At 37.5% G+C, this 26,288-nt stretch carries 28 protein-coding genes and 1 pseudogene; 9 read left to right on the top strand and 20 right to left on the bottom strand.

The features are described 5' to 3' along the window. Positions 1-263: 263 nt before the first annotated feature. The 4 genes from JWG41_RS16890 to JWG41_RS16905 all read left to right on the top strand — a co-directional run bounded on the left by JWG41_RS16890 (position 264) and on the right by JWG41_RS16905 (position 4,641). Positions 264-767, top strand: coding sequence for a DinB family protein (locus JWG41_RS16890; protein WP_205270986.1), 504 nt, complete (start codon positions 264-266; stop codon positions 765-767). 178 nt (positions 768-945) lie between these two features. Next, positions 946-2,607, top strand: a complete 1,662-nt coding sequence (locus JWG41_RS16895) for a sulfatase-like hydrolase/transferase (protein ID WP_205270987.1) — start codon at positions 946-948, stop codon at positions 2,605-2,607. A gap of 43 nt (positions 2,608-2,650) precedes the next feature. Continuing rightward, complete coding sequence (locus JWG41_RS16900; RefSeq protein WP_232374071.1) at positions 2,651-3,598, top strand: SUMF1/EgtB/PvdO family nonheme iron enzyme; 948 nt, start codon at positions 2,651-2,653, stop codon at positions 3,596-3,598. Further along, positions 3,595-4,641: an MBL fold metallo-hydrolase gene (locus JWG41_RS16905; protein WP_205270989.1), complete on the top strand. Its 1,047-nt coding sequence runs from the start codon at positions 3,595-3,597 to the stop codon at positions 4,639-4,641. Before JWG41_RS16900 ends, JWG41_RS16905 begins: the two co-directional genes overlap by 4 nt. A 56-nt stretch (positions 4,642-4,697) precedes the next feature. On the opposite strand, the gene JWG41_RS16910 is transcribed toward JWG41_RS16905, so the two are convergent. Next, on the bottom strand, positions 4,698-5,810 hold the full coding sequence (locus tag JWG41_RS16910) for a hypothetical protein (protein WP_205270990.1): 1,113 nt from the start codon (positions 5,808-5,810) through the stop codon (positions 4,698-4,700). Positions 5,811-6,154: 344 nt separating this feature from the next. Here JWG41_RS16910 and JWG41_RS16915 point away from each other — a divergent pair, with 344 nt between their 5' ends. After that, the gene (locus JWG41_RS16915; RefSeq protein ID WP_205270991.1) at positions 6,155-7,906 is read left to right on the top strand and encodes an alkyl sulfatase dimerization domain-containing protein; all 1,752 of its coding nucleotides are present in this window, start codon (positions 6,155-6,157) and stop codon (positions 7,904-7,906) included. Here JWG41_RS16915 and JWG41_RS16920 read toward each other — a convergent pair. The 3 genes from JWG41_RS16920 to JWG41_RS16930 form a co-directional block, all read right to left on the bottom strand. Next, positions 7,893-9,413 carry an SDR family oxidoreductase gene (locus JWG41_RS16920; protein ID WP_205270992.1) on the bottom strand — a complete coding sequence of 507 codons (1,521 nt, stop codon included), beginning with the start codon at positions 9,411-9,413 and terminating at the stop codon, positions 7,893-7,895. The two genes, JWG41_RS16915 and JWG41_RS16920, sit on opposite strands and share 14 nt — an antisense overlap. A gap of 71 nt (positions 9,414-9,484) precedes the next feature. Next, positions 9,485-10,609 (bottom strand): methyl-accepting chemotaxis protein, encoded by a 1,125-nt coding sequence (locus tag JWG41_RS21190; RefSeq protein WP_205270993.1) that lies wholly within the window; start codon positions 10,607-10,609, stop codon positions 9,485-9,487. Between the two features lie 57 nt (positions 10,610-10,666). After that, entirely contained in the window at positions 10,667-12,469 is a 1,803-nt protein-coding gene (locus JWG41_RS16930; RefSeq protein ID WP_205270994.1) for an ABC transporter ATP-binding protein, read from the bottom strand. Between the two features lie 115 nt (positions 12,470-12,584). Here JWG41_RS16930 and JWG41_RS16935 point away from each other — a divergent pair, with 115 nt between their 5' ends. Next, complete coding sequence (locus JWG41_RS16935; protein WP_205270995.1) at positions 12,585-13,316, top strand: pseudouridine synthase; 732 nt, start codon at positions 12,585-12,587, stop codon at positions 13,314-13,316. Here JWG41_RS16935 and JWG41_RS16940 read toward each other — a convergent pair. The 5 genes and pseudogenes from JWG41_RS16940 to JWG41_RS16960 all read right to left on the bottom strand — a co-directional run bounded on the left by JWG41_RS16940 (position 13,306) and on the right by JWG41_RS16960 (position 16,249). Then, on the bottom strand, positions 13,306-14,136 hold the full coding sequence (locus JWG41_RS16940) for an acyl-[acyl-carrier-protein] thioesterase (protein ID WP_205270996.1): 831 nt from the start codon (positions 14,134-14,136) through the stop codon (positions 13,306-13,308). The genes JWG41_RS16935 and JWG41_RS16940 overlap by 11 nt on opposite strands. 85 nt (positions 14,137-14,221) lie before the next feature. Beyond that, positions 14,222-14,863 (bottom strand): annotated as a pseudogene (locus JWG41_RS16945) (adenylate/guanylate cyclase domain-containing protein); the annotation flags it as partial. Between the two features lie 208 nt (positions 14,864-15,071). Continuing rightward, positions 15,072-15,308 carry a hypothetical protein gene (locus JWG41_RS16950; RefSeq protein WP_205270998.1) on the bottom strand — a complete coding sequence of 79 codons (237 nt, stop codon included), beginning with the start codon at positions 15,306-15,308 and terminating at the stop codon, positions 15,072-15,074. A gap of 62 nt (positions 15,309-15,370) precedes the next feature. Then, positions 15,371-15,901 carry a MepB family protein gene (locus JWG41_RS16955; RefSeq protein WP_205270999.1) on the bottom strand — a complete coding sequence of 177 codons (531 nt, stop codon included), beginning with the start codon at positions 15,899-15,901 and terminating at the stop codon, positions 15,371-15,373. A gap of 21 nt (positions 15,902-15,922) precedes the next feature. Beyond that, on the bottom strand, positions 15,923-16,249 hold the full coding sequence (locus JWG41_RS16960) for a DMT family transporter (RefSeq protein ID WP_205271000.1): 327 nt from the start codon (positions 16,247-16,249) through the stop codon (positions 15,923-15,925). A gap of 219 nt (positions 16,250-16,468) precedes the next feature. On the opposite strand from JWG41_RS16960, the gene JWG41_RS16965 reads away from it, so the two are divergent. The 3 genes from JWG41_RS16965 to JWG41_RS16975 all read left to right on the top strand — a co-directional run bounded on the left by JWG41_RS16965 (position 16,469) and on the right by JWG41_RS16975 (position 17,807). Further along, complete coding sequence (locus JWG41_RS16965; RefSeq protein WP_205271001.1) at positions 16,469-16,849, top strand: ArsR/SmtB family transcription factor; 381 nt, start codon at positions 16,469-16,471, stop codon at positions 16,847-16,849. Further along, a complete protein-coding gene (locus JWG41_RS16970) occupies positions 16,812-17,270 on the top strand; it encodes an SRPBCC family protein (RefSeq protein ID WP_205271002.1) in 459 nt (152 codons plus the stop codon). The genes JWG41_RS16965 and JWG41_RS16970 overlap by 38 nt, the downstream gene beginning before the upstream one ends. 66 nt (positions 17,271-17,336) lie before the next feature. Beyond that, positions 17,337-17,807, top strand: coding sequence for an SRPBCC family protein (locus tag JWG41_RS16975; protein WP_205271003.1), 471 nt, complete (start codon positions 17,337-17,339; stop codon positions 17,805-17,807). Between the two features lie 306 nt (positions 17,808-18,113). On the opposite strand, the gene JWG41_RS16980 is transcribed toward JWG41_RS16975, so the two are convergent. The 11 genes from JWG41_RS16980 to JWG41_RS17025 all read right to left on the bottom strand — a co-directional run bounded on the left by JWG41_RS16980 (position 18,114) and on the right by JWG41_RS17025 (position 25,518). Beyond that, positions 18,114-18,737 (bottom strand): class I SAM-dependent methyltransferase, encoded by a 624-nt coding sequence (locus JWG41_RS16980; RefSeq protein WP_205271004.1) that lies wholly within the window; start codon positions 18,735-18,737, stop codon positions 18,114-18,116. A 112-nt stretch (positions 18,738-18,849) separates the two neighbouring features. Continuing rightward, positions 18,850-19,194, bottom strand: coding sequence for an MmcQ/YjbR family DNA-binding protein (locus JWG41_RS16985; RefSeq protein WP_205271005.1), 345 nt, complete (start codon positions 19,192-19,194; stop codon positions 18,850-18,852). Positions 19,195-19,256: 62 nt separating this feature from the next. Beyond that, on the bottom strand, positions 19,257-19,910 hold the full coding sequence (locus JWG41_RS16990; RefSeq protein WP_205271006.1) for an SOS response-associated peptidase family protein: 654 nt from the start codon (positions 19,908-19,910) through the stop codon (positions 19,257-19,259). A 110-nt stretch (positions 19,911-20,020) separates the two neighbouring features. Then, complete coding sequence (locus JWG41_RS16995) at positions 20,021-20,584, bottom strand: DUF4256 domain-containing protein (protein WP_205271007.1); 564 nt, start codon at positions 20,582-20,584, stop codon at positions 20,021-20,023. 226 nt (positions 20,585-20,810) lie between these two features. Further along, entirely contained in the window at positions 20,811-21,116 is a 306-nt protein-coding gene (locus JWG41_RS21050; protein WP_015679763.1) for a HigA family addiction module antitoxin, read from the bottom strand. A gap of 12 nt (positions 21,117-21,128) precedes the next feature. Continuing rightward, positions 21,129-21,410, bottom strand: a complete 282-nt coding sequence (locus JWG41_RS21055) for a type II toxin-antitoxin system RelE/ParE family toxin (RefSeq protein WP_332461308.1) — start codon at positions 21,408-21,410, stop codon at positions 21,129-21,131. Between the two features lie 241 nt (positions 21,411-21,651). Further along, a complete protein-coding gene (locus JWG41_RS17005; protein ID WP_232374073.1) occupies positions 21,652-22,362 on the bottom strand; it encodes a hypothetical protein in 711 nt (236 codons plus the stop codon). Between the two features lie 277 nt (positions 22,363-22,639). Then, positions 22,640-23,185 carry a hypothetical protein gene (locus JWG41_RS17010; protein ID WP_205271008.1) on the bottom strand — a complete coding sequence of 182 codons (546 nt, stop codon included), beginning with the start codon at positions 23,183-23,185 and terminating at the stop codon, positions 22,640-22,642. Positions 23,186-23,927: 742 nt separating this feature from the next. After that, entirely contained in the window at positions 23,928-24,296 is a 369-nt protein-coding gene (locus JWG41_RS17015; RefSeq protein ID WP_205271009.1) for a HepT-like ribonuclease domain-containing protein, read from the bottom strand. Further along, complete coding sequence (locus tag JWG41_RS17020) at positions 24,289-24,588, bottom strand: nucleotidyltransferase family protein (protein WP_205271010.1); 300 nt, start codon at positions 24,586-24,588, stop codon at positions 24,289-24,291. Before JWG41_RS17020 ends, JWG41_RS17015 begins: the two co-directional genes overlap by 8 nt. Positions 24,589-24,897: 309 nt before the next feature. Continuing rightward, complete coding sequence (locus JWG41_RS17025; protein ID WP_205271011.1) at positions 24,898-25,518, bottom strand: hypothetical protein; 621 nt, start codon at positions 25,516-25,518, stop codon at positions 24,898-24,900. Positions 25,519-26,288: the final 770 nt, after the last annotated feature.

Consider the following 26,288-nt stretch of genomic DNA (forward strand, 5'->3'; position numbering starts at 1 on the left):
TCCATAAACAAAGATACTGACTAGTCAGTCAATGTGTTTAATTCGAAAATGGTGAATGGAATTTTTCTAAGAAAGGAAAAGTTTGTAGAGCTCGGATATTTTGATTCGTCGTTCGAGGTTAAGAACAGTGTTCGTGCGCATCTTGGAATTTCCTAAAAACCAAGGAAATTTGGGGTGGGTAGACAAAAATCTACGAATTTTAGGTCAAAATACTTGCAGCTTGCAGAGAACTTGGAGCAAAACTTGAGTCTAAATCCCATTGTATGGATTCCTTATCGGCTGAGAACTGTCAAATTTTAGAGCAAGGAATTCTACTTTTAGAATCGATTTCGAACGAAAGTTATGAACGAAAACATGAGCCTATGGATGCCTCCATCGGTGAACATTTCCGGCATATTTTAGAACATTATGAATTGTTTTGGGAAGGTCTAAAGACAGGTCATATAGATTATGACAATAGAAAACGAAATCCAAAACTAGAATCCGATCGTTTGTTTGCGATTACATCGCTATTCGATTGTACAGCCAAGTTTCAAAACGAAAGTTTTTCGTTAGAGACCCTTACCATTTCACAAAATAACAATCCAAAGGAATCAGTTCCAATGATTCTGAGTTCCTTAAATCGAGAACTCAAATTTCTTGTTTCGCATACAGTCCATCATTATGCCATTATCTCCATATTGGTGAAGTTAGATGGAGGTAATCTTCCAGAAGGATTCGGATTTTCTCCCTCTACTTTGTTTGCAAAAACAGCGGAAAGAACTTGAAATCTAAAAAACTTCCTCGTCTGTAGGGATCAATGATGGTGTTTAATTCATTGGTCGATTCGCCATTGGATTGGATGGATTCTGCCTTTTTTCTTTTTTACTAAACACCCATCCCACTTAACTCTTGGCGCAGTCGCACCTTCAAAGATACCTTCATTCCAAAGACTTTAGGTTCTCTATGAAATTACTCAAAATTTTACTTTCTACTTTTTTGGCTCTATTTGTTGTTCTCGGAATTCTCTATTACAACCGTTTGATTCTACTTCGTTACTCCTTGGGTTGGATTACGGATATTCGCCATCCAAGAGAAGCGAACCATCCCGTTCCTTGGTTAGTGGGACCTGTCACTGCAAAAGATAAATTAAATAACCGTCCGCCGAATGTCATTGTGATCATGGCAGATGATTTGGGATTTAATGATGTGACAACGTATGGTGGCGGTTATGCGGATCTCGGTGTTCCCACTCCCCATATTGACTCCATTGCCAAGGAAGGGGTGAGGTTTGATTCGGGATATTCTGGAAGCGCCGTTTGCACTGTGTCACGTGCGGCCTTAATGACAGGTAGATATCCTTCTCGGTTTGGAGTTGAATTCACTCCGACCCCGGGAGCTCTTGCCCGTGTGGGAGCTGACCTTTATGCAGATCCGAATCGTTTGTATCCTGTAGTTATTGATAAAGAAAAGGCAGAAAAATCAAAAAGCTTTAATGAACTCGGAATGCCTACTACAGAAGTTACTATTGCCGAAGTATTAAAATCGAGAGGATACCATTCCGTTCATATCGGGAAATGGCATTTGGGAAGTACAGATGAGATGCGTCCCAACAAACAAGGGTTTGACGAAACTTTGTTTATGGAAAGTGGGTTGTATCTGCCTGTGGAAGATCCGAATGTTTATAATTCAAAACAGGACTTTGATCCGATAGACCGATTTTTGTGGCCCAATATGCGATTTGGTGTGAGTTATAATGGCGGCAAGTGGTTTGAACCTAGCCGGTATCTAACCGATTATTTTACGGATGAAGCCGTTAAAGTGATTGAAACAAACAAAAACCGTCCCTTCTTTTTGTTTTTAGCGCACTGGGCGGTTCACACTCCTTTACAAGCCAGTAAGGAAGATTACGATGCCTTATCTCATATCAAAGACCATAGGAAACGAGTGTATTTGAGTATGATTCGTTCTTTGGATCGAAGTGTGGGAAAAATTTTGTCTTCACTAAAAAAAGAAGGCCTGGATGAAAATACCATTGTGATTTTTACCAGTGACAATGGAGCTCCCAACTATATTGGTTTGCCCGATGTCAACAGGCCTTATAGAGGATGGAAACTCACTTTGTTTCAAGGAGGGATTCGAGTTCCTTATGTGGCAAAGTGGCCAGGCCATATCAAACCTGGTACCAAATATCAAAATGCTATTACCAATATTGATATCCTTCCGACCGTTGCCAGTGCCGCTGGTGCAAGTTTGCCTTTAGATCGCCCTATTGATGGGGTGAATCTTTTACCCTATCTAAAGGGACAACAAAATCAAAAATCGAGACCACTATTCTGGAGTGATGGATACTACCAAACCGTTCAGGCTGATGGATGGAAACTCATCCAAACAGAAAGACCTAAAAAGAAATGGTTGTTCCATTTGGATTCAGATCCACTAGAAAAGAAAAACGTAGTCTCTCTTTTTCCTGATGCACTCGCGAAGTTAGAAAAACTATTAGTAAATTATAATAGTCAAATGCCAAAACCCCTTTGGCCTTCGTTTATAGAATTTCCTGTTCTCATTGATAAAACTTTGGATCAAAAGCAGGAACCGGAAGATGAGTATACCTATTGGGTGAATTGATTTGTTTTCGTTGTTTCGAAAACTAGGAATAGTATTTCTATGTTTGGGTCTTTCTCATTGTTATCTAGTTTCTAGTAGTTTTGGAACTAAGAAAAATGTTTGTGACTTCCCCAAATCAAATGGGAACACAAAAATTTCGGGAATGGTTTGGGTTCCTTCTGGCAAATTCAAAAAAGGGGACAATGTTTATCCAGAAGAATCACCCATCTACACTACATCGGTTTCTGGTTTTTGGATGGATGAAACAGAAACCACAAATGATGAATTTTCTAAGTTTGTTTTTGAGACGGGATACATCACAGAAGCGGAATCCAAACAGAGTTCTGGTTTCGGTGGAGAGTTAGGTAATCCAATCTATGAACCAGGTGCTGTGGTATTTCAAAAACCTTCCACCCAAGTTCCTAAAGACTCTCCTCTCGCTTGGTGGCAGTATATTCCTGGAACCAATTGGCGTCATCCAGAAGGGCCTGAATCGACCATTGAGGAGAAGGGATCTTATCCCGTGGTTGCTATCACTTACAAAGATGCTTTCTTGTATGCTAAGTGGAAAGGCAGGTCCCTACCTACAGAAGTGGAATGGGAATGGGCGGCTCGTGGTGGGTCAGAAGAATCTCAAACAGAGAACCAACCATTAAAAGAAGCCAATACATGGCAGGGTGAATTTCCTTTCGTCGATGAAGGACAAGACGGATTTTCTGGGATTTCGCCTGTTGGGTGTTTTGCGAAAAATGGATTTGGTCTTTATGATATGATTGGAAATGTTTGGGAATATACAGCTGATCCTTGGAAAGTAACTCAAACATTGGATCAATCAACATACCATACCATTAAAGGTGGATCTTATCTCTGTTCACCAAACTACTGCAAACGCTATAGAGCTGCCGCCAAACAACCACAAGAAGACCACTTGGCCACGGGTCATATCGGTTTTAGAACTATATTACGAACGAGTTTCGATACATTCAAAAAAAATACTAAGGAAAAACTATGAAGTTAAACCAAATCCATCCACTCCAATACAGCATTCTTTTTAGTTTGTTGTTGACTCTCTCTTGTTCTTGGGATCGTTTTGTTCTCAGCCGTGTTAACGAAAGTACAACGGTAAAGGTCGAAGCTGCCAAAGAGCTTTTTAACAAAGATAAAATAACCATTGTCCTTACAGGAACTGGTTCCCCACTTCCTTCGGAAAGCATTCAAAACTCCACAGCAATCTTTGTGAATGGTCAGTTTTTGTTATTTGATAGTGGGGATGGTGTTGCCATGGCGATGGAGAAACTGCACCTACCAGTTGCAGAAATCAATGCGGTGTTTATTACGCATTTTCATTCGGATCATTTTGCCGATTTAGGTGAGGTGATTGATCGCAGTTGGTTACTTGGAAGGCAAAAACCTCTGACTGTATACGGGCCGAGAGGGACTGGTGATCTTGTGAATGGATTTCTAAAGAGTTATCAATTGGAATACTACTACCGCACCAAACACCATGGCGAAGCTGTTATGCCGGCACAGTGGAAAGGGGCCAAGGCAAATGAATTTAATCCTAAATCAGATGGTTCTTCCAAAATTATTTATGAGAAGGATGGGGTTGTGGTTCATGGTTTTTTTGTGAATCACGAACCTGTGGAGCCGGCAGTTGGTTACCGAGTGGAATACAAAGGAAAATCCATTGTGATTTCAGGTGATACCGCTAATTCTGAATTCCTAAAGAAACAGTCCTCTGGTGTAGATTATCTAATTTCTGAAGTGATGAACAAATCTATGATTGCGAAAGTTGAAAAGGCTTATGAATCCATTGATAATCCACGGCTCAGTAAAATTATGAAAGACATTCAGTTATACCATATTGATGCTACCGAATTAGGAAACTTGGCAGAAGCGGCAAAAGTAAAAACATTGGTTTTAACCCATATGATTCCATTTGTGAAAGGTTATATTCAAACCAAAGCCATCTATAAAGATCCGATTCAAAAGGTATATCATGGAGATTTGATCATTGGACATGATGGTAAAAGAATCGAAATTCCTTTACCATAATTAACATAAACCATTAGGTTTGGTAATTACCCTTTGATTTAGAAATTGGTTCTACTTTAAAACAAATAAGTAAAAGTAGGGCCAATTTCCCAACCATGTAAACTTAAAGGGTTGATTTCTGCTTCCGCATACACTCCACCTGCTGTAATTCCAAAATACTTATTAAAAAATACAGTGACTGACCCGCGCACTTCCCAGGCCGCGAGAACAGGGTTTCGTCTTACATCAGTTCGCAAGAATAAAAACTTATAAGGATTGTATTGTAACCTTAATCCAACGTTTCCAAATTCTTTATTAATGGAGTTGTAGAGCGGTAACGCATAGGCACTACCGAGTCCTTGGTAAGCCCAGGCATTCCCAATGGCAGTGGGATCTGATGGCAAAAGTAAATTATCTGATCTTTGTGCAATCCCTACAGTGGAGAATACGTTTGCATAGAACCTGGCATCACGATATTGAAAGTAAGGTTCTATTTCCCAATTTTTAAAATAAGTGAATTTGAATCCCAATGCAAAGATATTAATTCTCATATTGTCATTCACTTGAATTTTCGGAAAGGCAACATAGTGATTCGTTGTGTTTGTATTTTCTAATACATTATCCCACTGATAATTTCCTGTGCGAAGGAATTGACGGACAGAGAAAACGGTAGAAAAAACATCTGTAATTTTTTGAGTATAATCCACTCGGATATTACGAACTACATGTTCCGAAGAAGAATCAAAGGAACGTAAAGGAACCGTTCCCTGGTTTGCCGGTGACATTTTTAAATCAATGGAAGTGTATCCGTAAGCAAACAGCCATTTGTCGTTGGCTAATGTAAATACAGACCCTTGGTTGGTTCCCGATCCTTCCGATGGAAAATTGGTAGTTCCCGCATTGGTAAGTCCCGTTCGTTTTCCGATTCCTGGATTGATAGCAAGTCCTGTATTTGGATCCCGATGAGCAAAAGGGATATTGGGGTTGGTTTGGATTTCTGCCTTACCCGCGCCTGCATAGAAGAGAAATCTCCACCTTTCCTTGTCCGATTTCTCGTCCCCCGAGACAGCCGGATTTTCCTTAGGTTCGTTTGTCTTGGGTAGGGTCACCCCTTCTTTAGTCGTAGATTGTGCCAAAAGAGGATAAAAGGCGAGAAGGAAGAAGGATAGGCTCCATAGAATTTGTTTCATTGGGTCTCTCTGTAGTGTTTTGGACACTGTTCTCCAAAGAGGCTGTGGGAATAGGCCTAAATCTGTTATTACAGATGGATATCCAATATATTGTATTTTGTGTCTAGTTCCTGATTTAAGATAGGAGGTTTTTTTGGGAAGGACGAGAATCCATTTTATACCAGCTAATCAAAGTTAGATTGTTTTGGCTTTTCATCGATCTGGGATGAAATTCTTTCTCAGGTGTGAGCGCTTACGGATTATACAATTCGTACAATCCAGTGGGTTGAATTGAAAAGTTCCCTTGCTCTCCCCATAAAACTATGTTTCCATCTATCTTATCTTATTTCTGTATTGAATCATCTATGAAATTACATCTTAACTTTCTAATTCTATGTATTTTTTTATTCCAATTTGGTGATTGCCATTCCACCAAACCAAAACAAGAACCCACAGGTTCCGAGAAAGTTCATCTAGAAAATTTTAACGCTGAGTTCGAGAAAAAAATTTATGAAGTGGTTCCCGGAGTTTATTCCGCAGTAGGATATGGAATTGCTAATTCGATCTTAATCGTTGGAAAAGATGGTCTGATTATCATTGATACCTTAGATGAGATACAGGCATCCAAACAAGTATTAGAAGAGTTTAGAAAGATATCCTCTTTGCCCATCAAAGCAATCATTTATACCCATAGTCATCCCGATCATATTTTTGGTTCTGGGACGTTTGCTGATGGTCAGTCTCCGGACGTTTATGCGCACGAAAGTCTACTACCAGCGGTTCAAAAACTAGCGAGTGAAACCACTCCCATCATTGGGACAAGGAGTGCTCGTATGTTTGGGAACTATTTAGAAAAAAGTGATTTGGTCAATGTGGGGATTGGACCTTACCAAGGATACAATGCCGATACAAAATTGGATTTTGTTCCACCGACAAAAACATTTCGAGATAGTTTGGAAATTGATGTTTCTGGAGTTCGATTGAAGTTAATCCATGCCCCTGGTGAAACCGATGATCAAATTTATATTTATTATTCAGAAAAAAATGTTTTGTTAGTTGGAGATAATTTTTATAAAGCATTTCCCAATTTATATACAATTCGGGGAACATGGTTTCGTAGTTTGAAAAATTGGTATCAGTCCCTTGATATCATTCGGAATTTAAAACCAGACCACCTCATTCCCAGTCATGGAAAACCAATCACTGGGAAAACATTTATCTTTGATACTGTGACAGATTATCGAGATGCCGTACAATTCGTACATGACCAGTCCCTCCGTGGGATCAATGCAGGATACCACCCGGATGATTTAGTGGAGTTTGTGAAACTTTCCGATCATTTAAAAAAATCTCCTTACCTGCAAGAAGTGTATGGAAAGGTGTCTTGGTCCGTTCGTTCCGCGTTTACAGGAAATTTGGGTTGGTTTAGTGGTGACTCGGCAGAGTTGCAACCACTGGATCGGAAGGCTTATGCTGATTTGATTGTGGATTTGGCGGGAGGAAAAGAGAATCTACTGAAATATACAAAAAGTAAGTTACAATCCAAAGAATACCAAGCCGTATTGAGTTTGTCAGGCTACCTCCTTCGGAATGATCCCAAACTCACTGAAGTAGTTTCCATGCGTATTGAGGCCTTAGAAAAACTGGGCCAATCGGAATCAAATGCTAATGCCAAACATTATTATCTTACGGAAGCTTTAGAACTTAGGAAGCAGTTTGTTGCAAAAATCAAAGTAAGACCAAGTCCTGCTTTGTTACGTCGTTATCCAGTCAAAGTTATCTTAAGTAGCTTTGTTACCAATTTGGATCCGGCTTTAAGTATTGATTCTGATGAAAAGGTGGGATTTGTTTTTTCTGATACGAAAGAACAGTACACCATTCATTTGCGAAAAGCTGTGGCGGAAGTCATTCCCGGTCTACTTGCTGATGCTAATTTGGTTGTCGAACTGGATTCACAGGATTGGAAAGAGATGCTCGTTCGATTGAAAACTCCAGCAACGACCATCCTTAAGTTTAAATTTAAAAAAGGAAATCTGATATCCTTTGTTCAATTTTTGAAGAAGTTTTCTCCCAAAGAACCAATTCTCTCATCCCAGATTCCGGCTACCAATCAATAGGGAAATAGTCTTTTAGAAATTTTCCAATCCAGTGTTTCCCTGTATTGACACCGTCAAACAGGGGATCAATGACCCGAGCTGCCCCGTCCACAATGTCTAGAGGTGGTTGGAAATCATGTAGGTCTTGTTTCCTTTTGGCAAGTTCCACCGGATCTTCATCTGTCACCCAACCAGTATCAACCGCATTCATAAAGATTCCATCTTTTGCGAAGTCTTCCGCTGAGGTATGCGTCATCATATTGAGTGCCGCTTTTGCCATATTGGTATGTGGGTGGCGGTCTTCTTTTTTAAACCTATGGAATTTTCCTTCCATGGCAGAAACATTGATGATATGTTTTTTACCCGTATTGTCCCTTCGCATCAGACTAACAAGACGATTACAAAGTACAAATGGTGCTACTGCATTCACTAATTGGACTTCTAACATTTCAGAAGTATTAATTTCGCCAAGGCGTAACCGCCAACTATTCGTTTTGCGAAGATCAACTTGTTGTAAATCAGCATCGAGTTGGCCTTCCGGAAAAACGGCTTCCAGTTCATTTGAATTGTCATGAGAGTAGGGAATTTGAGAGAGTGCCGCAGAAGAACGAATTCCGACCCCTGGTGTTTTGTGATTCCAACTGACGGCAAGGGCCGTGGCAGTGTCCTTCATTTCTGAATCAGACCGATAAGAATCTAACTCTTGTTTGCAGTGTTGGTAAAAACTTAGTAACTTTTGTGCCTCTGGTGGTAATTCAGAAATGGTTAGTTTTTCTGCGTCGAGTAGGTGACTATAAAAACCAGGCGGGCGCCTAACCGTTTGGGCGGCATTATTGATGAGGATGTCCAATCTTTCCAAATGGTTTTCTAAAAATTTAGAGAAGATTTCCACACTGGGTGTATGTCTTAGATCCAAACCGAAAATTTGTAAACGATCCTTCCATAAGTGAAAATCGACTTCTTTGGCGAAACGAATTGCGGAATCATTTGGAAATCTTGTCGTAGCGATGACTCTGGCACCGGCACGTAACAAAAGTAAGGTTGCCTGATAACCAATTTTTAAACGTGATCCTGTAATGACTGCTACAGTTCCCCTGAGATCTGTGGTTTGGAACCTTTTGGAGTAATTGAGTTCTGCACAATTAGGACACATGGAGTCATAAAAAAAATGTAACTTGGTGAAGGGTGTTTTACAAATATAACATGGTTTAGGGTTTGAAAGTTCTTCTGCTTTGTCCCAGGACCATCCTGCTGTATTGGAGATTTGTAAAGGTGCTTTGAACACAGCTGTTTCTCGTGCTCGCCTGATTCCTGTTAGAGCAGTTTTCTGTTTTTCTTGGATTTTGAGTGTTTGTTTTTTTTCGACGCGGACAGTGCGGTTTCTTTTGCGAACCTCGTTGCGATCGGGGCGAGAAATTTTGCCACAGAGGACCATGAGTTCCAATCGTTTTTCTTCCGAAATGGTTACAAGGTCTTTGGGAGAGTCCAAAAGTGTTTTTAGGTCCTGTAACAAGGAATCGATGTCCATAGAACCAGAGTTTTTTCTAGGGAGGGGTAAGCAAGTATCTAATCACAAGTTACGAAATGAAAATAGGTTCCTTATTTTTTAAGAGCAGAAAGCAAATTGAATTCAACAAGGATACTCCAAGGTCTTTTACTTTGGCCAATACGAACTGGTTTTAGAATCCGCGCGTTACTAGATTTGTCGATAAAGGTAAAACTTTCTCCTTTCTGGATGGCCTTTTTTGCTTCCTCGGTGAGGATCTCAGCTGTTATACCAAGCGATTCCATATCTGGATGGGAGGCAAAATTTCCGTTATAAGTGATGAGGGAGGTTTTACCGATTCCAAATATTTTTCTAGGGGAGAGTTCGGATTGTAACTGCTCCAAAGAAAAGTCGGCACCAAGGATCCCTGCAAATTTAGAATGTAAAAATAAATTAGTCATGAGGCTTGTCATTTTGACAGTTTTTCCTTCGATTGGATAATCGTAAGGTTCCATCATGATGTCTTCCCCTAAATCACGAGGAAGAGTGTACCATTCATCTTCTCCGGCCGTGTCATAACCTTGTAAAGGTTCAATAGAAATCCTTCCCGTATGCCTGTGGCAGTAAGGGACAAACCTTCCGTTGGCATCGTGGCCTTCCTTAGATTTGTATTCTGGATCCATCTGATCGATCACATTTGGTTCACAACAAATCGCGTAAGCCAGTTGTTGTTCGTTTTGTATCAAGTATTCTTGTAAGATAAGAAGTAAATGTTCTCGTTTCATTCCAATGTTTGCATGAACCAAACTTTGAATTAAAAATTTTAAGCCATAGAGAGATGTAGCCATGATGTAGAATTTGGATTCGAGTTCTTTGGCGATATTACTAGTCCAAAGTTCTGCGTTATCTAAAATGGATTGTTTTTCCATCTCAAGTACATCTGAATTTGCGGATGAATTTTCTAAATTAATACGAGATAAGATTTCAGATATTTTTTTTGTCGCTTCGGAAGTTTGGAAAGATAACTTCGTCACTTCATTGGCAACGATTTCAAAACCGCGGCCGTGTTCGCCGGCCCTGGCTGCCTCAATAGAAGCATTTAATGCAAGTAAGTTGGTTTGTTTTGCTACTTGTTGGATTGATCCAGCCACAGACCCAATTTCTTTTGATCTTTCTCCAAAGGAATCGATAAGATCTTTAAGTTTTCGCATACCTAAATTAGAATAATTGTCTTCCATGTCCTATCCTCCTTTTGTTCTTATCCATTACTTATAGTATCGGATTTAATAACCCTGCTATTGATATCCGGCCTGTTGTAATCGAAATAGTTTTTCATATTTCCCTTTGTTCAAAAGAAGTTCTTCATGGCTTCCCCATTCTGTTTTTTTTCCCTGTTCGAGTACTAAGATTTGATCTGCCATTCTTACAGTGGAAAATCGATGGGAAATTAGGATGACAGTTTTGCCTTGAGTGTGTTCTCTAAAATGTTCGAATACTTTCATTTCAGCTTCTGCATCAATGGCTGAAGTAGGTTCATCTAAGATAAGAATATCGGCACTAGTGCGCATAAATGCGCGAGCAAGGGCCACCTTTTGCCATTGTCCTCCTGAAAGTTCACGTCCATCTTGGAACCACTTCCCTAGTCTCGTCGCATATCCTTGTTCCAAATTGGTTACAAAATCATGGGCCATTCCAAGTTTCGCTGCAGGAATCCATTCTTCTTCTGACTGCACTTTTTGTACATCACCCATCCCAATATTCTCTCCCACTTTGAATTGGTATTGGACAAAGTTCTGAAAGATCACTCCGAACCTTCTGCGTAAAGTTTCTTCATCCCAATCTTCTAAATGAATTCCATCTAAATAAATTTTACCTGATGTTGGAGAATACAAACGAGTGAGAAGTTTGATGAGAGTTGTTTTTCCAGATCCATTCTCACCTACAATGGCTAGTTTTTCTTCTGGTTTTAATTCAAAACTAACATTGGAAAGAGAAGGTTGTTTGGCACCAGGATATTGAAAGGAAACAGAATCAAAAACAATTCCTAATCTTTGGTGATTGCCTTTTTTGTTTCCGTATTGTTTCAGGATATTTAGATCCAAAAACTCCATAAGATTTTCGATGTATAAATGATCTTCATAGATACCACCAAAAGCAGAAAGGGCATTGGAAAATGTACTTTGACCTTGTCTGAAGATGACAAGATACATTGTCATTTCCCCTAATGAAATTTTATGTAATAGAGCTAGGCATACAATCCAGATATAGGAACCGTAAAAAGCAAATTGACTGAGTAAACCAAGGAGAAAACTGTATATACCTTTTGTTAGGGTGAGTTTTTTGTCTTCGATATAAATCCTTTGAAAGTTGTTTTTATATCTATTTAAGAATTCTTTTCCTAAGTTAAAGAGTAAAATTTCTTTTGCATTGTCTTCTCTTGCCATCAAAGTTTCAAGATACACTTGTTCTCTTGTTTCTTTTGCCTTCCATCGGAACAACCGAAAACTATGATTCGAAAACTTTGTTTCTGCAATGAAAGAAGGAATGGATGCAATGACTAAAATGAATGATGCGAGTGGAGAGAGTTTGATGAGAAGTCCAAAGAAACTGACGATCGTGATGGAGGACTGGGCAATGGTAAAAAATCTTGTGACCATGGAAAGAGGTTTTGAAGAGGCCTCTGTCCTTGCTTGTGTCATTTTGTCGTAGGTTTCTGAGTCTTCAAATTGAGTGAGTTCCAAACGAATGGCTTTAGACAAAATCCTTTCATTGACTTCTTGGCCCAATCGAATGCGCAGTAAAGTATAAGCAATGTTGTACAACTTCTGCGAACCAAAATAGAGGATGGTTAAAATCCCTTCCATATAAACTAATTTTGCCGCATCTGATTGTAATAAATCTATCCATTGGTCAGAGGTGGATTGATTTTGGAGGATGGAGTCGATGATCAGTTTTCCGATCCATACAAGTAAAGAGGGGAACAAACCGTTGGCGATCGTTAGAATGGAGATAAGCGCAGTTAAAACAGGGGAACTTTTGTAAGCCAAATCAAAGGCAATTCGTGAAGTTTTGACAATCCTTAGAAAGGTATCGAACATACTAGTTAGATTGTTTTCGGCATTTGTTTTCGATACCTTTTTTTGATTCAATTCATCATTACTTAAAGAAATTCCTGATTGTCATATTCCTTTTGCACTGTAAGGATGATAAGATATGTCAAAAGATCGCCTTGATAAAGTTCTAGGAAATTATGGGCTCGGTTCTCGTTCCGATGTCAAAAAAGAGATCCATCAGGGACTAGTCAAAGTTAACGGTGTGGTGGTTAAGGATCCTAGTTTTAAAGTTTCTATGAATGATGAAGTGATCTATTATGAAGAGACTCTTGTTCGTAAAGAGTTTTACTACTTTATGATGAATAAGGCTCCCGATTGTATCACAGCAACAGAAGACAGTCGTGAGAAAACGGTGATGGACTACTTAAGCGAAAGGCATGCGAATATGGATTTGTTTCCGGTGGGTCGATTGGATAAAGAAACAGAGGGGTTGTTATTGTTTACCACCGATGGGCCGCTCGGTCATTATTATACATCTCCTAAGCATTTTGTAGAAAAAGAATACTATGCTGAAATTTCTGATGATGTGACCAAAGAAGACATCCTTGCTTTTGAAACCGGAATTGTTTTGGATGATGGTTATCAAACTTTACCTGCAAGGCTTGCGATTCCCGATTCAAACCAACCAAAGATTGTAACGGTTTGGTTGAAAGAAGGTAAGTTTAGACAAATTCGTAGGATGTTTCAAAGTTTAGGTAAGGAAGTCACTTACCTAAAAAGAGTGAAGATGGGAAACTTAATACTAGACCCGACACTCACACTCGGTAGTTATCGGGAATTGACTGCAGATGAGGAAATCCTCCTCAAACAAAAAACGCCGATCATTCAATAAATCTTTCTATTTTGTTAAAGAAGGCTTCCGGTGCTCTCCTTGGCCGAGCCTTCGAAAGAGAAACAAACAGTTGTTCATCTTTCATGCTTGCTAGTAAGTTTCCGTTCAGATCAATTACATCTTGTCTAAAATAAAAACGAATCTTTTCAAAACTTTCAATCCAACTTAAAATTTTTACATGAGAGCCGGGTTCCGGTTGTTTGTGGATTAAGATTTCACCGCCCATAAAAAATGTAGTGGCATCCGTCTCTTTGATTAAATTCAAATCTACGATTTCTTTAAAAAATAAAAACCGACCTTCCTCAAAAATTTTCCATACTGCATCCGAAGGTAAATTCCAAAAACAATTCATATCACTAAAAGGAATATAATATTCATGGTCCACTGTGTTTTGTTTGGTGGGCTTTGGGTGGATGGTGAATTTGTAGGGAGCGATATTGAATGCAAGGATAGTTGGGATGATGATGATCTTTCCATCCTGAACCAAACTGGAGGTTGTTTCTATTTCGCAGGCTTTTTTTCCGCTGGGTCCCAAAATACTTTGTTTCCAGAGGAGAACCCCACTGTTCATTCGGAAGACTTGTGATTCCACAGTCATCTCAGCACCTACAAACTGTTGGTCTAAAAAACGGACATAGGTGGATCCGGGAATATAACTGATATTTTCGTTTAACATTCGTTCTATAGGATATTCGAATTCCTTTAGAATTTCGCACCTGGCATCGTAACCAAACCGTTCATAGGTCCTACTCGTGACATGACGGTTCCAATCCAAATCAAAGTGGTGGGTGGTTAAGGTTTTACGAAAAATCTGACTCATTGCACTTTTTTCCTCTTTGCCAGTTGGTGGTAAAGTAGAATTCAAAGAATCATCTGATTTCATCTCAGGATTTCAAAACCTATCATTAAGATTTTTGAATCAAAAAATAGGTTTCCATAATTCCTTTTCCTTTCACTTGGATTTCTCGTTTGTCTTCAAATATAAATTTTGTTTTTAGTTTTTGGTATACATCTTTGGAAACATGAATTTTTCCTTCGGTTCCATGCGATTCCATACGACTGGCGGTGTTCACACTATCTCCCCATAAATCATAGATAAATTTGCTTTTACCAATCACACCTGCGACGACTGGGCCGGTATGGATTCCAATTCGAATTTTGAAGTTTTTAGAATCTTCGGAGATGCCATTTTTAATAGAAGATAACATATCAAGTGCACATAATGCAACAGCTTCACAATGGTCTTCTCTCGACTCAGGGATTCCGGAAGCTACCATGTAGGCATCACCAATGGTTTTGATTTTTTCTAAATTGTGAGTTTTGATGATGGTATCGAACTCCGAAAAAATATCGTTTAAAAGAGAGACAATTCTTTCCGGCTCCATTGTTTGCGATAGGATTGTAAAATCTACGATATCAGCAAAAAGGATCGTTGCTTCATTTGTTTTGTCAGCAATGATTTCATTTTTTGATTTGAGTCGGTGTGCAATAGTAGGGGGGAGGATATTTAGGAGCAGGCTTTCTGATTTTTGATGTTCAATTTCAAGTAAGTCTTGGGCTTTGTGCAGAGTTTTGTAATTGAATAAAGTAACTATATACACTAATACACAAAGGGCAACAAGTGTGATGAGTCTTCCGAGCCAAAAGAATTCTGGTGGTGCTTGGATGATTGGACCTTTGTTTGTTAAATACACTTCTACGGCAATGAATAGGATGAGAGCAGATAAAGAAACACGAGATATATACTTTAGTTGTCTAGGCGGATAAGTATAAAACAAGTAACCAAATTACGGGAAAGAAGATAGAATTATAAATGATGTATTGGCTAGAGGGGTAGTAGGGAAGTAGAGAGGGAATAATGGAAAATAACCAAATTCCGACGATGATGGCAATAGCATTGGTCAAACGAATGAACTTTGCATCCTTTTCATGTAGATCATTGGTTACTCCAATGTTCAGGGTCTTGATCCAAATTTGTTTGAGGAATTTCATCTCAGGAATGAAAGGTCGATATTGAAGTTACGTCAACGAGAAAAATAGTATCTACAATTCTACTACTTACGGTGAATCTCTAAAAGTTTTGCAATAGAATCTATATCCTCTTTGTTTCCTGTGGATTCGATAAAGAAAGGGAGTTGCCAGTTTTGTGTTGCGGTTCCTTGTTTATTGCTTGGTTTGTCCCAAGCAGGATAGACACGAAATCCTCTTTTGCCTTCTCGTTTACCGGTTAAAATTCCTTTTTCACTTAATATTTGTTTTGTGAATAGAAAATAACCGATACGAGTTTTGTGATTTGTGACAATGATACAGAAATCGATATCATCTTTGATATGAAAGGGTTCTATTGGACCTTTTTTACTTCGTTTCCATAAAGTTACAAATTGTCCGACTTTTTTAGGAGTGATCTTTGCTCTACGAAACCATATATGTTGATTTGGAATTTGAAAATGACAGGCATCATATTCTGCACTTTCCAGCTCGAGTTCCAAGTTCGTGATTGGCAAACCAAGACGATCAAATAAGTTTTCTTTGATCGGTTTTAAAAAAGAGGGAATGGGATTTTTTTCAGTCAAATTGTGACTCATATGATTTTTTGGGTCTTGTCTTTAGTGAGAGACAGACTTTAATCCGACAATCGATAAGATGAGTGTAGAAAGAAAGAATAACCTCCAAAAATCAGCTGGTTCTTTAAAGAAAAAGATACCGATTAAGACCGTTCCCACCGCACCAATTCCTGTCCAAATCGCATAACTAGTGCCAATGGGTAAGACTTGGGTTACTTTAATGAGTAACAACATACTGATGGTTAAAGAGATAAAAAAACCTAAATACCATAAGTAAGCTTCGTTTCCAGTGGTTTCTTTGGCTTTTCCCAAACAAGCTGCAAACATAACTTCAAAAAGGCCGGCTATAAAAAGTAAAATCCAATTCATACTCACTCTCTAGAGGATAGATTTCTATTTCTATCAGGAAAAGTAAATCCTATATCAAACAATCTTTCTGGAATAGAGGGGATCAAATCCACCGGTTCCTAAAGTGAAGGGTAATGGTTTTCCCGTCCTTTTGTTTGCTCCGTTCGGGATGGATAAAAAATATTAAACCAGTTGGTTTAATATTTGACTAAAAAAATATGAAATATTATATTCAACTAAATGGTTGAATTACGAAAAAAAGAACAGATTTTGGACCGAGTGTTTGCCGCACTAGCAGACCATTCGCGGAGACAAATGTTGGCCAGGCTTCGTAAAGGTTCTTTGAGTATCACTGAACTTGCAGAGCCTTTTGCTATGTCTTTTGCTGGAGTGGCCAAACATATTGAAGTCCTGACTGAAGCAGAACTTGTAAAGAAAGTGCGAGCTCCAGAAGACGGTCGTAGTTTTCGATTGGAATTACAAAGCCAGACTTTGTCTGAAGCAACCAACTGGATTACCTATCATCAAGAGTTTTGGTCAAATAAATTGACAAGACTCGAAGCATTTTTAGAGGAAAAAGGAAATGAACCCACAAATCCTAAAAGTAGAAAAAAGAATTAGTGCAGATCCTCTAAGGATTTTTCAGGCATGGCTAAACGTTGAAGATTTTGCTCTTTGGTTTTTGTCAGGTGAGGGTATTGGAATTGAGTCGGTTACAATGGATCCAAGACCTGGCGGAAAATTTTTGATTAACATGACCCTCGATGGAAAAATTTTCCCACACCAAGGAGAATACATCACAATTGATTCACCACATAAACTTGTATTTACTTGGCGTTCTCATGCCACAGAAAACCAAGATACTCTTGTGACCGTAACCTTCACGAAAATATCAGATGTTATTATAGAAAATGGTCTGAAACAAAAACCGCAAACCTTAGTGACTTTGATCCACGAACAACTCATAAACGACATTCAAATCAAAATGCACAACCATGGTTGGACCAGTATTCTCGAAAACCTAAGCCAATGGATGGATTAAGATCGAGAGAAGATCATTAATATATAAAAGTTAGTTAAAGAATAAAATAAAAAACAGGAGTGTTGTATGAACGGGATATACCACAAAGTAGGAATTAGGGCTGATGAAAAGGAAGTCATCAGTGCATTGACAACAAAAGCGGGTCTCGCCAATTGGTGGACAAAGGAAGTAGAAGGAAGCTTTGCTTCGGGTGTTTCTGTGGTGGGTGAGTCCATTCAGTTTGGATTTGGGCATGGGAATGCTTTTGAGATGAAAGTGCAAGAATCAGATCCCAAACGAGTGTTATGGGAGTGTGTTTCCGGTCCAGAAGATTGGGTAGGTTCTCATATCGACTTTCAATTGAATTCCAGTAAGGCGCCGGATGGAGGCAGAATGACGATCATTCACTTCCGACACCAAGATTGGAAAAAGGAATCGGAATTCACTGCTCACTGTAGTATGAAATGGGCTACTTTTCTACTTAGTTTAAAAAGCCTTGTTGAGGTGGGAGTTGGAAGACCTGCGCCTAGTGATATTAAAATTGATGATATGAATTGAAGTCTCTTTGTCAGAAATGAATTTTTAATCGTTCATTTTGCAAGCAGATAAAACTAGAGGTGTATGTTTTCGGTAGTCAAAAACGATAACATACACTACTTTACAATGGGACTTTCCTATCTCAGTAATTGGTTACAATCAAAATGGGAATAGAGGTTTCCATTGTTTCTTTCGTTGCCTGTGAAAAACAGGAAGATATTTTTGGTAGTATTAAAACAATTCCGAATGGCTCTCGGCGATGCTATTAAGCAGTAAAATCACTTATTTTATTTACGAAACAAACACGATAGTCTTTGGTTTGTAATATTATTTCTTTTGGCCTACGAATCGGATTACGGAACCGGTTCCATTATGGAACTCACCTTCCTTCAAATCAACTTCCGCTTCTTTTAGTTCAATCACATGATAGTTTGGAAAATCGGATTGAATTTCTTCAATTGAAAATAACATATCAATTTCTTTTGGACCACCCATCTTTTCGTCTTTTGCTAGATAATCAATATGTCGTTTACTGAATGCTTCAAAAATAATATATCCATTGGGTTTGAGTAAACGATCTAGTATTTGATGGTATTGTGATTTGACGGCAGCAGGGAAGTGTGCATAGATAAGCGCAATCACATCAAATTGATTTGGCTTATAACCTAGAGATTCGATTCCACCTACTTGGTAATCAATCGAAACTTTATTCTTTTCAGCGAATAACTTCGCTTTTTTTTGTCCTTCTACACTGATATCAAACGCAAAAGTTTTCCAACCGATTTTCGCTGCATAAACTGCATTTCTACCTTCTCCTTCCGCGGGAAAAAGAATACTACCGGTTTTGAGTTTATCGAGTTGTTCTTTTAAATATTGGTTCGGTGACTCACCATAAGCGAACTCCTCTCGGCTATAACGTTCATCCCATCTTTTCGTCCAAACATCACTCATAATCTATAGAATGATTTTAGGGCTAATGTTTTCCACTATTAATCTAGTCGGATTTTAGAATTCAGAAATTCTATTACAAATCCGTGAACTCAGTGTTTCTTAAGTGAATTGATTACTTGGAGTGTTTTACTTGGTCGCGTAGTTTTTTCGGTGCAATTTCACAATAGGCGATTTGCATCATATCTTTAAAAATACTTTTGTCGATTGATTTTAGTTCAACGTGGGTCCAACCTTTTTGGCCCCAGCGATTGTCGATAGCGTATACAGATCCATTTGATGCAGAAGAAAAAAACTCTTGATCATCTTTTGAAAACTTAAAAGTAGCAATATGATTTTCCCTATCCACCGTTGCAAAAATTTTGTTTTTAATCCTGAATGAAGTTTTTTCAAAATGAGGCATCTCTTCTACTTCAGGTAAAGTAAAGGCAAGATTTCTTATTGTCTCAATACTGATCATAAGTAAAAAATATAATAAGGTTCGAAATAGCAGGAATCAATCTAAATTTGAACTCATATTGGCTAACCGAATAGAGTTTGTTCATAATCAAGATCTTCGGTAGTGATATCTTCGGGTTGGAATTGAGTGATGAGGTTTTTAACTTCTGATTCCGAATTGATCTTTGGATCAAGCCAATGATCTTGATTTTCTTTGCGAATCACGATTGGTTGCCTATGTTTATTATTTCCAAAGTTATGAATTTCTGCTGTCTTCACGTTGGCAACTTGTGTTACAATTGTTACCCAAGTTGTGTTGTTTGGATAGGAACCCCATATTCCACCGAAGTAGGATTCTTTATCCTTAAATTCGATTTTGAATTTATGTTTTTCCCCACTGAGTTGGGTTTGCCATTCAAAGTAAGACATTACTGGAATTAAACATCGATTTGCTGAATAATTTTTCCAAAAGGAAGAGGAGAATATATGTTCGGATTGGGTTGTAGTGATGAGTCGATTGACCCAAGATTGTTTTGTTCCCCAAGTGCCAGATGAAATTACAATTTTGTTTTCGATCATTCTCAGATACCAAAATGGACTGTTGGGTTTTATCGCTAGCCCGTCGATTCCATGTTTTTGGTAGTCTTGTTCATAATTGTTGTCGGAGTTGAAAAAATTTGCCCACCGAGCTTTATAATCTTTTTGAGAAACTAGTCTGTTTGTGAATAGATTTGACACGGGTAATATAAAGAATTAATAGCTTACTAATTTATGCTCTTTGGTTGAAAGAAGGACTTAATAGTATTATGTTCAATCGCATTTATAATATCGTTTGTATAATTGATTTTTTAAACTCGTAACGATCCTCGGAATCCCCTGACTGCATAGTAAGAATCTGCGCCATTATGGTAGATAAAAACAGTTCCATAACGAAAGTCTGCAAAAAGAGCTCCCCCTAAGTTTCTAATACTCGTAGGTGTCTGGATCCAACTGGAAGTTTTGGTATCAAAGTGACCAAGCGTTTGTAGTTCTCTGTATTGTTCTTCTGATAATAACTCTATACCCATTGCATTTGCCATTTCAATGGCGCTATTTTTTGGTTTATGTTCTTTTCTTGCATCAAGTGCTTTTTTGTCGTAACAAACACTGCGGCGATCTTTGGGAGTTTCTTCACAACAATCATAAAAAATATATTCATCTGCTTTTTTATCATATCCGATAACGTCCGGTTCTCCTCCAGTTTTTTCCATTTCACTGAGAGACCATAACTTCTCGGCGTTCGCTTCTAACTTAGTTTGTATTTTCGCCCAGTCCAAATCCTTATGTCGATTTTTGTTCTTCTCGAAGCGGGCTTTTAATTCTTGGAGTAGGTCATTTGATTGTTTTGGTGACAATTTCTTTTTATTACTCATACTATTGTATTTCCTATTTCGAATTTGATGTAGCAAAAGGGAATGAATGGTTACCTTGTTCTGAAAGTATTGATAAGATTCAGTCTTTTCGTAAAGTCAATTTGTGAGTGGGAATCTGGTATTTTTTAAATCAAGTGAGTATTTAGGAAAGGAGTGTTCGGAAGTAATGCGTTGCCTTGAGTCTCGTATCGCTGTTATACGACGTCACCGTTGTAATGGTAAAGGATTAAGAAGCTATTGCTAAATCTTTGTAATTGTGAATTCCGTTAAATTCTTTCTGTTTTTTTAACATTTCTTCTTCCAAATCGTAATCATTTTGTAGACCAAGCCAGAACTGCGGAGTAGTTCCGAAGAATTTCGATAAGCGTATTGCGGTATCAGCAGAAACTGACCTTTTATAGAGTAGAATTTGACTGATTCTTGTTTGCGGAATACCAGTTTCCTTTGCAAGTCGATATGCCGTGATTTTTAAGGGAGTAAGAAACTCTTCCAATAGAATTTGTCCCGGATGGATGTTTGGTAAACGTTTCATATAATCTCCTTTTTAATGATAATCAACAATTTCTAGTAAAGAAGCATTATTTCCATCCCACTTAAAACAGATACGCCATTGATCATTAATACGTATGCTGAACTGACCTTTCCTATCGCCTTTTAGAGGTTCAAGTTTATTGCCCGGAGGAACTTTTAAATCTTCAATATTTTGAGCATTATTTATCATCCTAAGCTTTTTTCTGCCTTGGTTCTGAACTTCAGTCGGTAAATCTTTAGAAAACTCACCTTTCCAAACTTTTTCAGTTTTTTTGTCAGCAAAACTTAGTATCACTATTGCATGCTAACGCAAGGCGATACTGTTGTCAATAGTTATTATTTCCAGAATTTAATTTCAGGTGATGTCGTATAACGAACTAGCCTTAACGACGTAGGCTGACCCTGAGTCCCAACGGGACGTTAGGGACTGGCACGGAGTTTGCTGATGCAAACGAGTGACAGAAGGGAAATGTGGCGTAGCCCAAGCGAGGCCTCGTGCCGAAGCGCAGCGTTTCCACGCTGTTATGCGCTGGTCCCTAATTATTAAATTTGATGTATTCTCCAAAAACCCAACCTTCTTTTTGCTTTGAGTTTTTTAATAAACAACCATTATATGAATCGGAAACTGGATATACTAAATACCAGAAATTTATTTTGTCCCCTACGGTATCTTCAGCTAAAGTTTTTGCAATAATAGTGAGATTTATATTTTTAGGAATAAAATTTATTTCATTTTCTTTAATGTTATCGTCGTCGATATGAGTAAAATAGCAAGTAAATGATTTAGACTGAGTATTTGGTTTTTCTCTCATTTTTAGGTTGGAAGTTACAGTTCCATTTTTTAAGCCTAAAGTAAGAACCTCAAATCCATTGTAATTTCTGTTAAGATTTCCTTTAATTTCTTTGTTTTTATTATAAAGTATTAATTTATTATCACATTGTAAGTATTCTGCAAATATTAATGAATTATCATCTATTTTCGTAATACAATTGAAATTTTTCAATTTTTTGTTAGAGCAATTGGATATCAAATTTGTGAAGTTAAAAGTATTTTCATTTTGTGAAAAATTTGCCTTAAAACCATCACAACCATCTCCCTCACCATTAAAATAATATAGAGCACTTGAGTTTTCAAGTTTCAATACCATTTCATCAGAACCTAGATTATTTCCTCCGAAAATTAAAGGTTCGGAATTTAAAAAAGTAGTTATGAAAAATACTAAAAATGCATATTTTTTTCTAATCATATTAATTTTCTTTAATTTTATTTAGGGACTTGCGTATAACGAACTAGACTTACCGAAGTTGTCCGACCCTGAGTCCCGGAACGGGACGTTAGGGACTGGCACGTAGCTTGCGTATGCATGCGAGTGACAGAAGGACAATTTGCCGGAGGCCGAGCGAGGCCTTGTGCCGAAGCGTAGCGGTAAGTCGCTGTTATACGCAGTTGCCCGTGTTATTGATTTATTTATGAAGCTTTAAAAGTATATGAATATTGATTAATATATGATTTAAAATAGTTTGTCATTTGAATTTTTGAATCTTTTTTTTTGCATATTTCAAACGCATTTGATTTAATGAACTTAAAGAGTTTTCCTTGCCAGTAAGCAATGTTACCACATCTTCCCAAAGATGATCTTTGAATGCTTTTTCAGCTTTTTTAGAAATCATTTCATTTTTGGTAACGGAAGATATATTTTGTCTTTGCTGCTCTAAATCACGTTTTAGTAACATATCGTTTGATAGAAATCTTTTCCCGCATAACTTGAAAATTTCAATCAAACGTTCAAATTCAAATTGCAGTTGTTTTTCATCGTACATTGCTTCGTATAAGCTATATTTCCGCTCAGGAAATTTAAAATTACCTTCTAGTTTATACAGTTCATAGATGGTAAATGTATTCTCTCCCCAACCAAAATCTAAATCTATTTCTAGTCTTAATGGTGCTATGCTCAATCTAATAAATTTGTTACTTTTCTTTGAAAAGAGTTTTTTAGGCTTTTCTATATAAGTTGCGGAAGCGAACACTGCCATATTATTATCTGCTTCATAAGTGTGCAAATCTGCCAACTTATATCCTAAATTAGTTATGAGTGAATGCAATCATTTTCTTTCAAATACTTTTTTACTCAAGAAAAGTGTGGCAATTGCATATAACGAACTAGGCTTCCCGAAGTTTCCCGCCCTGAGCCTCTGTAGGAGGCGTTAGGAATAGCGGGAAATTTGCCGTAGGCCGAGCAAGGGCGCAAGTCCCGCAGCGAAGCGTGAAGCCGCTGTTAATTGCAGTTTCCGAAATTGAAGAAGAGATTTATTTAGAAAGGAAAGAATTTGGAATATAGATTCTTAATTTTCTTCGTATCTTATTCTTCTCTTGTTATTCTTTGTTCTTTCCTTTCTTTCACTTAAATTCTTTTGTTTTTCGCTTTAAAGAGTAATAGAGACTTCTAAAATATCTCTTATAAAACATGCGTATTTTTATAAATGTAATTTCTCAGAAAGACAAAATTAATGGAATAAACATTCGTTGGTTTGCTTTTTGATTGAAATTCTTAATTTCTTTTTGTCTTTCTCTTCTTGAATTTCTTATTCGCTGATTAGCTAAATTTAGCGAAAAACACATTAAATAATTTATTTTACTAAATTTTTCGGAAATTGCAATTAACGCACTAGACTTACCGAAGTTCCCCGACCCTGAGTCCCAACGGGACGTTAGGGACTTGCATGTAGCTTGCGTAAGCAAGGGGAATGCCAGAAGGGGAATTTGCCGCAGGCCGAGCGAGGCCTTGTTCCGAAGCGTAGCGGTAAGGCGCTGTTAACCGCCGTTGAGTTGTTTTAGAATTGATTTGATTGATATTTTTAATTCCGGTATTTTGTTTATACAAATATTAAAAATAATTTCGTGATCTAGACCTTCATAATGATGAGAAATAACATCCCTCATCTTCATAATCTTTTCCCATTCGATTTCAGGGAATTTATTCAGAAAAGAACTGTCTAATTTAGCTACAGACTTTACATTGTCTCCGATTGCTTGTAATCGCATAGCTATTGAATCTAAAATTGTAATACCATCTTGAGAGTTGATTAGATCATCTGGAAATTTGATTTTAAAGAATCGATTTTCTATTAGCAAAATAGATTCGAAAATAAACTCAAATCGTTCCTTTATTTCTTCATACATTGATAATATCTTTTTGTATTCTATTAAGGAAAGATGGTTTAATCTGATTTCTTTTTCTAACCAAATCTACGTTTCTTTCTAAAAGTTTTTCTAGGAAAATTTGTAATCCAGCTAAAGAATCAAAATCTGGATTTTTCATTTCTACAAGTAGGTCAACGTCACTTTCTGAGTTAATCTTATCTTTTGCAAAAGAACCAAAAATACCAATTTGAAGAACGCCAAAATCTTTATTAAGGATTGGTTTGATTTTAGAAAGTTCCTTAATCAATTCTTGCTTAGATCCTATCTTCATGGTTTAATTATCATAATTCGCTCTGAAAAGTCAATAATAGGAAGTTCGAATTTCTTTATGATTTCCGTTTCTTTTATTAAATCAGTAAGATTTTTTCATATTTTAGGTCGATTTTTGCGAAATTGCAATTAACGAAATAGCCTTAACGACGTAGGCTGGCCCTGAGTCCCGAACGGGACGTTAGGGCCTGGAACGACACTTGCGCAGGCAAGGGGAGTGCCAGAAGCCTATGTGTCGCAGACCGAGCGAGGGCTGGTCCCGAAGCGAAGCGTTAAGGCGCTGTTATGCGTAGTCGTATATGGCTGTATATTAATTTGCTTCCAACATTATTTTTTTTACGATAATGTTTCTATCGGATTCAAGAGAATTAAAGACCAAATATCTTTTATGTTTTTCACTGAATTCCCCGTTAAATTTACCAAATAGAAACGGAGCCCATCCATCTTCCTTTTGAATCTGTTCAGTAAATGAAATTTTAATTTCATTTTTTGTTTTTGGATTATAGATATCTATTTGATGATATTTGTAATTAAAGTCAACACTATGAAGAACGCCAAGAGTAATGAACATTTGTAAATATGATAAAAAGACCAAAGTATTGATCATCCCTTTTTCAAAACCACTTGGATAAGAAACCGAATAATTTAAGATGATTAAATCAAAATCATTAAACTTTTTTCGGTTTGTTTCAATATTAAATGGAAGGATTTGATTTTGAAATCCAAGTTTTAAGTTTTCTAATTCCTCTTTGTTCGAATTATTTATATTCTGTCCATCGTCAAATATAGCGATTTTAAATTTTCTATTAATATTCTGATTTGTCACTTCTTTGGAATTTTCTGGATATGAAAAATTAAATCTAATTGTCCCTGTGCAATCGATTAGGTTAATTATTAAGGATAATATTATTATATAACTTATAAATTTCAATTTTTTCTCTATTTTTGTTTTTAGATATTATTTTATACGATTACGCATAACGAACTAGGCTTCCCGAAGTTTCCCGCCCTGAGCCTCTGGAGGAGGCGTTAGGAGAAGCGGGAAATTTGCCGTAGGCCGAGCAAGGGCGCAAGTCCCGCAGCGAAGCGAGAAGCCGCTGTTAATTGCAGTTGGTAACAAATTAGATCGAATCTCGATACGAAGTAAATATAAATCCAGCGCGCAAATTTTCGAACATTTTCTTTTCTTTTGAAACCTAAAATAATGATGAAAACTTTCTAATGGAACAAGGAAAAAATAAGAAGAAGAGCAAATTAATTTCTCTTCATTTACTATTATAAAAACTAAGCAGAATAGAGCGAGAACCTGTGATATTTAAGAGCTCAGCCATAAACATTTCCTTTAAAAGATGATCAATGATATTAAAACTAATGATGGCAGATATAATTTAGATCTTTTAATATAAAAGGTAGATTAGTCGAAGTAAACTATTTTCTTTTTTCTCTTTCTCTTCCTCTCTTAATTTCACGAATAGAAGAATGTTTTATAGAATTGGGAAAAAGTTTAATTGAAAACTTATGCTATATCTCTCTTTAGAAAATTTGCGCGCGCACTTTTTTGTTTGGATTTTACCAATTGCAATTAACGAACTAGCCTTAACGACGTAGGCTGGCCCTGAGTCCCAACGGGACGTTAGGGACTGGAACGACACTTGCGACTGCAAGGGGAGTGCCAGAAGCCTATGTGTCGCAGACCGAGCG

It is taken from the genome of Leptospira chreensis (genome assembly GCF_016919165.1).
In the GTDB taxonomy this organism is placed as follows: domain Bacteria; phylum Spirochaetota; class Leptospiria; order Leptospirales; family Leptospiraceae; genus Leptospira_A; species Leptospira_A chreensis.